We start from the raw sequence: 11845 nt of genomic DNA on the forward strand, positions 1-11845 counted from the left end.
GCATACTACGATAGCCAAATTGATGAGTATCAAATCCTGCTGTTTGCAAGCGTTTGGCAAGTGGTCGCATGATCCAAGCCGTTTGGTGCAGACCATGGATAAGAATGACAAGATTATTTTTCTGCATATTTAATTCTAACCATGTGAATGATGTGAATGATGTGAATGATGTGAATAGATTAATAGCCATTTTATTATAACGCTAAATATTATTAGCAAAATAAAAACCTCCAAATCAGCTACTGAGTTGGAGGTTTGTTTTTATCTTTTATAAAGTATCAAAAGCTAGGACTACATAAAATTGGGATTACATATAGTTTTCGATACTTGGGCAAGAGCACATTAGGTTCTTATCGCCATAGGCGTCATCAACACGTGCTACACTTGGCCAGAACTTATTGGTACGGATATAAGGCAGTGGGAATGCCGCTGTCTCACGACTGTATGGATAAGTCCATTCGCCATCAATTACCATGGCAGCCGTATGCGGTGCATTGACCAATGGGTTGTTATCTAACGTCCAGTTGTCTTCACCCGCTTTGGCTTTTATCGCTTCCGCTTTGATAGATTTTAGGGCACTGATAAAGCGATCAAGCTCTTCTTTCGACTCGGATTCTGTCGGCTCAATCATCAAGGTGCCGGCTACTGGGAAACTCATGGTTGGTGAGTGGAAACCATAATCCATCAAACGTTTCGCGATATCACTTTCACTGATGCCGGTTTCGTCTTTTAAAGGACGAATATCGATGATACATTCGTGCGCTACGCGACCGTTTTTGCCCGTATATAGGACAGGGTAATGGTCTTTTAATTCAGCAGCGACATAGTTGGCGTTTAATAGCGCAAGCTCGGTCGCTTTTAATAAACCATCACGACCCATCATGGCAATGTACATCCATGAAATAGGCAAAATGCTCGCTGAGCCATAAGGGGCTGCTGATACTGCTGAGCAGTCTTTTTGTGCATTGTGCACAGGGCTTAAGGTATGGTTGGCCATAAATGGTGCCAAGTGTGACTTCATACCGATAGGACCCATACCTGGACCACCACCGCCGTGCGGGATACAGAAGGTTTTGTGCAAGTTCATGTGCAGCACATCAGCACCAACGTCAGCAGGCTGCATCATGCCAACCTGCGCATTCATATTAGCGCCATCCATATAGACTTGACCGCCATGTTTATGGATAAGATCACAGATTTTACGGATACCTTCTTCAAATACACCATGCGTCGATGGATATGTGATCATCAAGGCACCTAGACGCGCGCTATGTTCTTCAGATTTGGCAGTTAGGTCGTCGATATCCACATTACCATTGTCATCGGTTTTGACCACGACCACTTTCATGCCCATCATCATTGCAGTCGCAGGGTTAGTGCCATGCGCTGACATAGGAATCAAGCAAACATCACGGTCAGTCTCACCAAGTGATTCATGATAACGGCGAATCGCTAGCAAGCCTGCATATTCTCCTGAAGCGCCAGAGTTTGGCTGCATAGAGACATCATCAAAACCGGTGATGGCTTTTAGTTGCTCTTGCAAGCTATCAATCATGGCAACGTAGCCTGTGACTTGGTCACGCGGTGCAAAAGGATGCACGTTGGCAAACTCAGGCCAAGTGATTGGTAGCATCTCACTAGTAGCATTCAATTTCATGGTACAGCTACCAAGTGAAATCATACTGCGGTTCATCGCCAAATCTTTGTCTTCAAGCGACTTTAAATAACGCAGCATTTCATGCTCTGTATGATGCGAGTTAAATACTGGATGCGATAAGATAGCATCAGTACGCAAATGAGCACTATCAAGAGAGACACGAGCGTCTTCTGGTAGGTCATGTGCTTTAGTAACGAACAGCTGAGTTAGGACATTAAAGTCTTTCTGATCACTGGTTTCACTGAACGCTACGCTCAATTTGGTGTCACCAAGACGCCATAAGTTGTAGCCAACATTATCAGCGTTTTGGAAGATTTGGATAGCAAGTTTTTCTGAGCCACAATCAATGACGACGCTGTCAAAGAATTGATCATGTACCACGTTTAAATTGTTGTCATTAGCATTTTTGACGACATCAGCAAAAGCAGTCGCAAATGCATGAATGCGAGTAGCGATGCGCTTTACACCACCTGGACCATGATAAACGGCATACATACCGGCTAGGTTTGCCAATAGTACTTGTGAAGTACAGATATTTGAGTTGGCTTTTTCACGGCGGATATGCTGCTCACGAGTCTGTAGCGCCATACGTAGGGCAGTATTGCCTTGTGAGTCTTTTGAAACTCCGATGATACGACCAGGCGCTGAGCGCTTGGCTTTATCAGAGAATGCAAAGTAGGCAGCATGTGGACCACCAAAACCCATTGGAATACCAAAACGCTGCGTGCTACCCAATGCCACGTCTGCGCCCATGTCAGCGGGTGATTTTAGTAACACCAAACTCATGATGTCACTGACGACACTCACATAAGTTTTGTTTTTCTTCACAGCAGCGATAACGTCTGTTAAATCTTTAACATCGCCTTCAACACCGACGTATTGGAATAATGCACCAAAATAATCACCTGATTTGGCAGTTTCAAAGTCACCAACGACCACTTCCCAACCAAAATATTTGGCACGGGTATTAATGACATCTAATGTTTGTGGATAGACGCGGTCATCAACGAAAAACTGCATAGATTTGCTTTTGCTCACGCGCTTTGACATTGCCATGGCTTCAGCAGCAGCCGTTGCTTCATCAAGCAATGACGCACCAGCAAGCTCAAGACCAGTCAGATCAATACAAACTTGTTGGAAGTTCAGCAGGGCTTCTAGGCGACCTTGAGCGATTTCCGCTTGGTAAGGCGTATAAGCCGTATACCAACCTGGATTTTCAAGGACGTTACGTTGGATGACTGCAGGCATACGCACAGGCGAATACCCTTGACCGATATAGCTCTTATTAACCGTGATGTCATCAGCCATGGTACGCAATTTGGCAAGCGCTGCATGCTCACTCATGGCAACTGGCAAATCTAATTCTTTATGCAGACGTACTGGTTCAGGCACGGTATCATTGATAAAAGTTGCCATGTCTTTATAACCAATGGCACTGAGCAAGTCAGCTTGTTTGCTATCATTGGAGCCAAGATGACGATAAACAAATTCGGCTTCGTTGAATAAGCCTTTAAAGGTATCAAGCGCTGGGTTTTGAGAGATAGTCATGGTGATCCTTGGTAAAAATAGGGATAAAGGAGATGGCTATAATAAAAAAGGGTATTAATAGGTTATACGTAATGTACAAATTGATCTTGCTCAAAGCGGAACTGGGTATTGTAGACGCCATTATCAGCACGCTCGCCAGCACCAATCATCATAACGATATGATGATGATCGCTCAGCTTTAATAAGCGCTTCATCGCAGGCTCATCGAATCCGCCCATCGGACAGCTATCAAAGCCATGCGCGCGTAAAGCAAGCATCAGGTTTCCAGCCGCTAAAGCGGTGTTATTGGTTGCCCAATTTTTGGTGTCTTCAAAGGTATAGTAAGGCGATTTTATGGGACCCTTTATACGTCTGACTACTTGAATGGCGCTCCATTTGGCTACTGATATCACGTTAGCAGGTCCACGTAAAAAATCTAAGGCAACGACTTTGTTGTAGTAGTCTTTGACTTTTTTTGGTACCGGCATATCAGGGTATTCACGTAAGATTTGTTTGGCGTGGTCATGCCAAACGTCAGTACGAGCAACCACCGCGATTAAGCGTACTGATGTTTTTGCCGCGTTTTGATTCATACAGTTTTTGACCGCACGCTTGCGCTTATCAGCATCATCAATGACATAAAACTCCCACGGCTGAAGGTTGCTTGAGTTTGGTGCAAGCATCGCCAAACGCAGACAGTCTGCCAATACATCGTCAGGTATCGGCGTATCTGTAAATCGGCGTACTGAACGACGTGATTCAACCACCTCGCGAAACGCTTGCAGCTGCGGGGTGTGACTAGGCGTCGCAAGACTGTCTTTATTGCCAGTATTAGAATTCATAGTAAGATCCATGCTGAGGAATGACTAATCAGCTTAGTCATTATTGAGGACACTTTTCAACAGTGTCTGACAAGTGATTAATACGAATAAATCAGATAGCAATTGAGCGTCATAAATTGAGTGCAGGTTGTCTTGAAAATACTGTCTTGCAATTATCGTCTTAAAAATAAAGCGAACAGATACCAGCGCTTGCCAGTATCCGACGAGTTGCTTCTTTTAATAGGTAACCATTTTATAAATAACAATCTTATCAATGACTGCTTTATCAATAAAAATATTAAAAGCAGCAATACTAAAGTTAAATGCTGCTTTTAAGAGAGTATAAAGCTGATATTACAGCTCGTTTTCGTACTCATCAGCGGTTAGCAGTGCTTCATAATCAGCGATATTATCAGGCTTCATTCTGAAGAACCAACCTTCGCCGTATGGGTCAGAGTTGATGATTTCAGGATCATCTTCTAAGGCTTCGTTGATAGCAACAACTTCACCTGAAATAGGTGCATAAACGTCAGAAGCCGCTTTTACTGATTCAACAACAGAGATTTCGTCATCAACAGCGATGATGTCACCTACGTCTGGCAATTCAACAAATACCACGTCACCCAATAGGTCTTGAGCATGGTCAGTGATACCAACAGTGATAGTACCGTCGTCTTCTAAGCGTAACCACTCGTGGCTGGCGATGTATTTTAGTTCTGCTGGGATATTACTCATGGTTTCTCTCCTAGGTGATAGAGGTTAATTAATAAAAAAGAAAGCTAATAATAAATTTTCTGTTGCTTACGAGTCAAACTGCTGCTTGCCATTACGGACAAACGGTAGTTTAAGCACGCGTACATCGACGAACTTACCTTTACCGCGCAGATCAATTTGCACATTGTCATCGTCTGCTAGGGTAGCAGGAACACGGGCGATAGCGATAGAATTTTTGAGGCTAGGAGAGAAAGTACCACTGGTAATGATACCTTTTTGCTCTTTATCAGTGCCTTGATTGATGGTCACTTCCATACCTTCACGTAATACGCCACGGCTAGTCATCAATAAGCCGACTTGTTTCATCGCAATATTGTCATCTTTGGCTTGCTTGCGTTTGCTGACCATAGCCTTGCGACCAATAAAGTCACGCTCGTCTTTTAGCGCCAGTGTCCAGCCCATGTTGCATTCATAAGGGCTAATACTTTCATCCATATCATGACCATAGAGGTTCATGCCAGCTTCCATACGTAACGTATCACGAGCGCCAAGACCGGCAGGCTTTATGCCATTGGCTTTCAACTGCTCAAAGAATGCCGGCGCATCATCGCCATGCATAATGACTTCGACGCCATCTTCACCGGTGTAGCCTGTACGAGCGACGAACCAATCTGTGCCTTCGATATCTGTTAAGTCAGCACCGACAAAAGGTTTTAGCGCAGCTAATGTATCAGCCCAACTGGGTTTAATCTTTGCCAATTTTTCAACAGCGTTAGGTCCTTGAACGGCAAGCATCGCAAGTTCTGTACGTTCAGTTAAGGTAACATCAAAGTCTTTGGCTACTTTTTCAAACTGTGCCATATCTTTATCGCGAGTACCGGCATTTGAGACAATACGGTATTCAGTTTCTTCGCTATTTGATAGATAAACGATTAAGTCATCGATAATGCCACCTTCTTCATTCAGCATTGGAGAATAAAGGGCTTTACCAACCGTTTTTAGTTTATCGACATCGTTAGCCAATAATTTTTGTAGCCATGCTTTGGCGTCGCTACCTTTGATGTCGACAACGACCATGTGAGAGACGTCAAACATACCGGCGTCGGTGCGTACCGCTTCATGCTCTTCGATTTGTGAGCCATAATGAATAGGTAGCTCCCAACCAGAAAAATCTACCAGTTTGCCATCACTCTCGACATGAGACTGATAAAGAGGCGTGCGTTGAGGGGCTTGGGTGTCAGTATTTTGAATATCGGTCATAACAAATCCTTATGTGTACATCAGCTATACTCAATAAAGTATTAGGGCTGATGTACATGATCATAGTAGCGAGAAGCAATATTGCAGGGTACAAGCATTGCAACCAAGGGTAGTACAGAAAAAAGATAAAACTGTCCGCCAAACAAACGCTTAACGTCAGTTTAGAGGGAAGCCCTATCTGTCCTGTGACCTGAGATTTTCAACACGATCCATCATTGTGAATCTTTACATAACAATGATGTCGCGTTTTCTCCCCTTCGGTGGGTAAGGCGTCGTCCGTCCTTACCGCTCTCCAGATTTGTTATGCCTAAGGTTTAAAGGGCAATACGCCAATCAGCGCGATACAAATAAACCGTTGTGACATGTGTTTTTCAGTCCTTTTACCTGAGCGATTAGCAGGGTGGATGCGCCTTCGGTGGTCGTATAGCGGCTGTCAGCTCATGCTCATTGACATGAGTATCGCTAACATTAGGCTAAAGACTCTCTCCTGAAAAACGCTTTTATTATGAAAGGTTCACAGCTTTTTTACAAGTCATCAGATGGATTAAAGTGAATAATCTTAGCTAGAACGATTTTTTATGAGGATAATGCCGTAAAAAACAGCAATATGAAGCGCTGATGTTTCTATAAAATTGCAATATGTTAATAGCAGATAAGACTGATACATCATTGAGCACAATCTAAAGGTATAAAGTTCATCTGTGAGCGTGATGCCTGATAAGACAAAGCATGCAGAATATTTTATCTGATTTTGTCTCTTTCATCTCAAGTAAATTGGCAACCTACTTAAGAAGATTTACCATAGCCAAACGTAAAGCCACTACTGATACTTGCCTAAAATATGCTAATCTATAGCGATAGTTTCTGATAGGTTGTTGTTATGCATTGCGATATTTATAAGTTCCCCAAGCACAATGATATGTATATCTATATTGCCCGTCCTGATTATCCAAATGATACGGACGAGATTAAGGATTGGCTGGGTGTATTGCCGAAAGATTTTCGTTCAGGCTTAGGTCGCAGTCAGTTTGTCATGCATTTGGATTTGGCTGCAACGCCAACGCTTGCTCGAGTAGACAAAGAAGAGGTGCTAGCAAAGCTGCAGTCGCAAGGATACTTTGTGCAGTTGCCGCCGCAAGATGTCATGCGCCGCCAAGCAGAATTGCGTGCTCGCGAATCTCAAGACAGTATTTATAATACGTAATAGTTATGAAAATACATTCCAACAAGGTTTATGGCGATATTTTGAAGCTCGTTTTATTAAATCTAACTTTTTAGCTAGCTTTTTTAAACAGAGTGGATAGACGCAGATGAAATATTTGCTGTCATGCATTTTGGTGGGTAGTCGTGTGATAAACTAGCCGCTCATTAACGTTGCTAATATCATCAATATCCCGCATTATTTACAAACGCAGGTAATAAAACACGCATGGACTGGTTAAAAAATATCTTACACAGCTTACCATTAGAAGCTATCAGCGATATTCTCGGTGAGCTTGCTGTTTGGTGGGGACAGCTGGTAAAAGACGTGCCGGCAGCAGACTTACCAATGTATGCGTATCTTGGTGGTGTCATTCTCGTGTTGGTACTTTGGTTATTGGTCGCGCGCGTACTACCACGCCCATTGGGCGGTATGAGCTGGATGATATTGTTTGCGGTGTTATTAGCACCAGGCACAGCACTTGATGACCCAAGTGTGATTGCACCTGCTAGCATCAGCGTGGTCTATGCGATTATGATGAAAGACACGACTGGCGCGATTGCCAATATGCTGCCCATACTAGTGGTGTTATTCGTTGGGTTATTCGTAGGTTTTGTTTGGCAGCTTATTCGCGGCGCGTTTGAGTCAAGCTTGGATAAAGCTCGCAGTCGCACTGCGCAAGATACTCAAGCGAATATGCAACTGGCATCTGGCAATTATCTTGCAACAGAATCTGATGAAGTAGTGCCAGTAGAAGATATTGATTCATCCATTAATCTAAAAAAAGACACAGTAGTCTCTAAAAAGCCATCTAAAGAAGTCTCTAAAATAGACGACTAGCTCGATTGCAGTTCGTAGGCGTGATAGATATTGCGAAGCATTCATATGATGATAAAAGACACTCTACGTGTCTTTTTTTATGTAATAAATATCTGCGAACGCACAAGTATTTTGGCAATCAACATGGCTATGCTAATCTAAATACAGTATTTACTAACTTGCCATTTACCTCTTATAAACTATTTTCACTATAAAACAATAACCGAGATTATATTATGATCGATAAAAGAACCAAATTTACTGGCACGCAAAGCTATATTGCTACTGATGATTTGCAATTGGCAGTCAATGCAGCGATGACGCTACAAAAGCCGTTATTAATTAAGGGTGAGCCGGGTACCGGTAAGACATTACTGGCAGAAGAAGTTGCCGAGAGTTTGGGGATGCCGCTGATTACGTGGCATATCAAATCGACCACCAAAGCAGAGCAGGGTTTGTACGAGTATGATGCGGTATCGCGTCTGCGTGATTCGCAAATGGGTGACGACAAGGTCTATGAAATTGGCAATTATATCAAGCCGGGTAAATTGTGGGATGCCTTTACCAGTAAAGAGCGTAGTGTGTTATTGATTGACGAGATCGATAAAGCAGATATCGAGTTCCCAAATGATTTGTTGCATGAATTAGATAAGATGTCTTTTTATGTTTATGAGACGGGTGAGACCATTACTGCCGCGCAGCGCCCAGTAGTGATTATCACTTCAAACAATGAAAAAGAGCTACCGGATGCGTTTTTGCGTCGTTGTTTCTTTCATTATATCGACTTCCCTGAAGAAGAAACCATGCGCCAAATCATTGAGGTGCATTTTCCTAATATTCAAGAAAAACTGGTCAATGATGCGCTTGATATCTTTTATAAATTACGTAACGTTCAAGGACTCAAAAAGCCGCCATCAACGTCTGAGTTGGTCGATTGGTTGACGCTATTATTGGCGGATGATATGGCACAAGCAGAGTTAGAAGAAAACTTGCGCGGTGAAAAGTCTATTCCACCGTTATATGGCGCGCTGCTTAAAAATGAAGCAGATGTGAACCTGCTGCAACGTTTTGCCAATATGATGCGTCGTTAAAGATGAGGTTTCATTACCCATTGTTTTTGCAGTGATGAATGAAACCCATGCAAATGCTTAAATCATAACCATATCAGCCAATAAGTGATGCGTGTCTTATGTTTATCAAACTATTCTATACCTTGCGTACTTACGGCGTGCCTGTCAGTACACGCGAGCTGCTTGACCTCAATGCGGCGCTAGACCAAGGGCTTATGATGCAGCCGCATCCTGAAGATGCCGAACTGTCTACCTTTGCCAGTCGTGAGGATATGTACCGGCTGATTCGGCTTTGTATGGTGAAAGATGAGCGCCATTTTGATAAATTTGATCGAGCCATGGCAGATTATTTTGAGGGTGTTGATAGTCTCGATATGGATGAGCTATTAGCTAAGCTGACTGATGTCCCAAAAGAATGGCTTGATTTAAAGTTAGACCCAAAAAACCTAACCGATGAGCAGCGCCGACTGCTAAAAAAATATGGCTCACTTGAAGAGTTGATGAAAGCACTTGAGGAGCGTCTCAAAGAGCAAAAAGAGCGACATCAAGGTGGCAGTAAGTGGGTGGGAACCGGTGGCACGTCACCATTTGGTGCCTATGGTGATCATCCAGAAGGCGTGCGCGTTGGCGGTGAATCACGCAAACGCAGCGCTGCTAAAGTTTGGGAGCAGCGTAAATATCGTAATCTTGATGATGATAGTCAGTTAGGCACCCGCCAAATTCAGATGGCATTACGTAACCTACGTCAGTTTGCCCGTACAGGTAGTGCAGATGAGCTAGATATTCATGAGACCATCAAACGCACTGCCAAAAAAGGCATGCTTGATATTCACATGCAAGCTGAGCGCCGTAACCGCGTCAAAGTGCTAATGTTGTTTGATGTGGGTGGCAGTATGGATATTCATGTCGAGGCATTAGAAAAGCTGTTTTCTGCCGCGAAAAATGAATTTAAAACCTTAGAGTTTTTTTACTTTCATAACTGTCTATATGATTATGTTTGGAAGGACAATAATCGTCGTCATAGCGCACCGATGCCGACTTTTGAGCTGCTCAATAAATATGGGCGTGAGTATCGTGTTATCTTTGTGGGTGATGCGTCGATGTCGCCATATGAGCTGATGACAGTTGGTGGTAGCGTTGAGTATATGAATAATGAAGCAGGTATTGTCTGGTTAAAAAGGGTGTTAGCTCACTTTGATAAAGTGGCTTGGCTTAATCCTGAAAATCCGACGTACTGGCAACATACTCAAACCATCGTTGAGATTAAAAAACTGTTCGATAATAAGATGTATCCGATGACATTACATGGCGTGGAAGATATGACCAATTATATGGCGCGCTAAATTTGACGCATAACGTTACTCAGGAAAGCCTTCAATTATTTTAGAATACTGAGAAACAGCCATTATGACAATGGCTGTTTTTTTATCTATCAAAACAGCTTTGTAGCGCTACGGTATTGGTATACTCAGTAAAATATGTTAACATTCATTTAATATGAATCTTATGGCGGTGCTTTGATTGTCTGTTAGAGAACATGACTACTCTTCATGCAGCTATCAGCATTGTACATTTACCGATCTTTCGTATCGACATTTTCATTTATTAATGTGATACCTCACTAAGAGAAATACCATGGCCTCACCAAAAACCTTAGAAATCGTAAAAGCAACAGTTCCCGTACTTGAAGAACATGGCACGACAATTACTACCGTATTTTATAAAAACATGTTTGAAGAGCACCCTGAACTGCTAGATATATTTAATGAGATCAATCAAAAACTCGGCCGCCAACAGACCGCATTGGCGACGACAGTATTAGCCGCCGCTAAGCATTTAGATAAGTTGGCGACTTTATTGCCACAGGTTACGCAGATCAGCCATAAACATCGTGCTTTACAAATCCTGCCTGAGCATTATCCGATCGTCGGTAAGCATTTAATCGGTGCAATCAAGGAAGTACTGGGAGAGGCTGCCAATGACGATATCATCGATGCTTGGACTGAAGCTTATGATGAGATTGCCTCAGTATTTATCCAGATAGAACATGGTATGTATGAAGAGGCGATGTGGCAGGGTTTTGCTCCTTTTACCGTGACTAAAAAGGTAGCAGCCGCTACGGATATTGCTGCCTTTACTGTTGTGCCAGTCAATGATAATGCAGAAAGTCATCAAGAGATTGACCTGAGTAAATTGAATTTAACCGCGGGTCAGTACATCACGGTGAAAACAGATCCAAAAGACAGTGACCATGTTGCTCTACGTCATTACTCTTTGTATTCCGCTAGTACCGATGCAGGCATTCAGTTTGCGGTCAGACGCGATAACCGCAATGAGCATCATGGTTTGGTTTCTAACTATATGCACGACCAATTAGAAGTGGGTGACACGGTTTTATTATCGGCGCCAGCAGGTGACTTTGCGCTCAAGCAAGATTTGGTACAGCAAAATGAGATTCCATTGGTATTGATGAGTGCCGGTGTTGGCATAACCCCTGTGCTATCTATGTTAGAGGCACAAGTATTAGCCAATCCAAAACGACCTATTATCTGGGTTTATGCTTGCCAAAATGAAGCGCATCATGCTTTTAATATGGAAGTAAATAAACTATTAGAAAAGGCTGAAAACGTAGAGCGCCATATCTTTTATTTTGAGTCTGGTCAGATACTAGATGCAGATTGGCTTGCCAAATTACCTAAGCCTGCTGATATTTATGTCTGTGGCTCGATGCCATTTATGGAAAGTATGATCGATGGGCTAGTGACGTTAGATCACG

The 11845-nt window shown here is 42.9% G+C and carries 9 protein-coding genes and 2 riboswitches; of the genes, 5 read left to right on the forward strand and 4 right to left on the reverse strand.

Going from position 1 to position 11845, the window contains the following annotated elements; genetic code table 11:
- Positions 1-307: 307 nt before the first annotated feature.
- The 4 genes from gcvP to gcvT all read right to left on the reverse strand — a co-directional run bounded on the left by gcvP (position 308) and on the right by gcvT (position 5979).
- On the reverse strand, positions 308-3205 hold the full coding sequence (gene gcvP / locus VLN09_RS05245; RefSeq protein ID WP_325244361.1) for an aminomethyl-transferring glycine dehydrogenase: 2898 nt from the start codon (positions 3203-3205) through the stop codon (positions 308-310).
- A 62-nt stretch (positions 3206-3267) separates the two neighbouring features.
- Positions 3268-4026 carry a nitroreductase family protein gene (locus VLN09_RS05250; protein ID WP_325244363.1) on the reverse strand — a complete coding sequence of 253 codons (759 nt, stop codon included), beginning with the start codon at positions 4024-4026 and terminating at the stop codon, positions 3268-3270.
- 333 nt (positions 4027-4359) lie between these two features.
- Entirely contained in the window at positions 4360-4740 is a 381-nt protein-coding gene (gene gcvH, locus VLN09_RS05255) for a glycine cleavage system protein GcvH (RefSeq protein ID WP_011280078.1), read from the reverse strand.
- Between the two features lie 66 nt (positions 4741-4806).
- Positions 4807-5979 carry a glycine cleavage system aminomethyltransferase GcvT gene (gcvT, locus tag VLN09_RS05260; RefSeq protein ID WP_325244365.1) on the reverse strand — a complete coding sequence of 391 codons (1173 nt, stop codon included), beginning with the start codon at positions 5977-5979 and terminating at the stop codon, positions 4807-4809.
- 168 nt (positions 5980-6147) lie between these two features.
- A riboswitch (glycine riboswitch) is annotated at positions 6148-6285 on the reverse strand.
- A 56-nt stretch (positions 6286-6341) separates the two neighbouring features.
- A riboswitch (glycine riboswitch) is annotated at positions 6342-6479 on the reverse strand.
- Between the two features lie 380 nt (positions 6480-6859).
- Here gcvT and VLN09_RS05265 point away from each other — a divergent pair.
- From VLN09_RS05265 to VLN09_RS05285, 5 genes are all read left to right on the forward strand, one after another.
- The gene (locus VLN09_RS05265) at positions 6860-7183 is read left to right on the forward strand and encodes a YcgL domain-containing protein (RefSeq protein WP_325244368.1); all 324 of its coding nucleotides are present in this window, start codon (positions 6860-6862) and stop codon (positions 7181-7183) included.
- 225 nt (positions 7184-7408) lie between these two features.
- A complete protein-coding gene (locus VLN09_RS05270) occupies positions 7409-8020 on the forward strand; it encodes a hypothetical protein (RefSeq protein WP_325244370.1) in 612 nt (203 codons plus the stop codon).
- Between the two features lie 215 nt (positions 8021-8235).
- The gene (locus tag VLN09_RS05275; RefSeq protein WP_325244372.1) at positions 8236-9090 is read left to right on the forward strand and encodes a MoxR family ATPase; all 855 of its coding nucleotides are present in this window, start codon (positions 8236-8238) and stop codon (positions 9088-9090) included.
- Between the two features lie 98 nt (positions 9091-9188).
- Positions 9189-10412 carry a vWA domain-containing protein gene (locus tag VLN09_RS05280; RefSeq protein WP_325244374.1) on the forward strand — a complete coding sequence of 408 codons (1224 nt, stop codon included), beginning with the start codon at positions 9189-9191 and terminating at the stop codon, positions 10410-10412.
- A gap of 292 nt (positions 10413-10704) precedes the next feature.
- The coding region (locus VLN09_RS05285) for a globin domain-containing protein (protein ID WP_325244376.1) at positions 10705-11845 on the forward strand (1141 nt) is incomplete at its 3' end.

This window comes from Psychrobacter sp. (genome assembly GCF_035469765.1).
Taxonomy (GTDB): Bacteria; Pseudomonadota; Gammaproteobacteria; order Pseudomonadales; family Moraxellaceae; genus Psychrobacter.